Consider the following 663-nt stretch of genomic DNA (forward strand, 5'->3'; position numbering starts at 1 on the left):
GCGTAACGCGCAGCAGCAGTATTGCCTGTGGCCACAGCAGTGCGCTCTGCCCGCCGGGTGGCAGGCGGTCTGCGAACCGCAGTCTCCGGAACAGTGTAACGCCTGGCTGGCAGAACGTGTCACCACGCTGAATCCCGCCCATTACGCCACCACAGGACGCGATGATGAGTAAGTATTTACCGCTGGTGGCGGCGCAGCCGGGGATCTGGATGGCCGAGCAACTGTCCACCCTGCCGAACGCCTGGAGCGTGGCGCACTACGTAGAACTGTCCGGTGACCTGGATGCCGCGCGGCTGAGTCAGGCGATTGTCGCCGGGATGCGGCAGGCCGACACGCTGCGCCTGCGTTTTCGTGAACAGGACGGCATCATCAGCCAGTGGCTGGACGAGACGCTGACCTTTGCCGCGCCGGACTGCCGTGATCTGCGTGCGGAGCCAGAGCCGCATGCCGCGGCGCTGGATATCATGCAGGCCGATCTCAACCAGAATCTGCGTGTCGACAGCGGCAATCCGCTGGTGATGCATACGCTTTTCCGCGTCAGCGACGACCGCTGGTACTGGTATCAGCGCTATCACCATTTGCTGGTGGATGGCTTCAGTTTCCCGGCGATTACCCGCCAGATTGCGGCGATTTATCGTGCCTGGCAGCAGGGCGAACCGACGC

The 663-nt window shown here is 63.5% G+C and carries 2 protein-coding genes; both read left to right on the plus strand.

Translation table 11 applies throughout. From position 1 onward, the window contains the following. On the plus strand, positions 1 to 172 hold a 172-nt coding region (locus GM30_RS02350; RefSeq protein WP_049847338.1), incomplete at its 5' end, for an MbtH family NRPS accessory protein. Beyond that, the coding region (locus tag GM30_RS02355; RefSeq protein ID WP_238582595.1) for a condensation domain-containing protein at positions 165 to 663 on the plus strand (499 nt) is incomplete at its 3' end. The genes GM30_RS02350 and GM30_RS02355, both read left to right, overlap by 8 nt.

Origin of the sequence: Trabulsiella odontotermitis (assembly GCF_001188485.1) — a bacterium.
GTDB classification, from domain to species: domain Bacteria; phylum Pseudomonadota; class Gammaproteobacteria; order Enterobacterales; family Enterobacteriaceae; genus Trabulsiella; species Trabulsiella odontotermitis_A.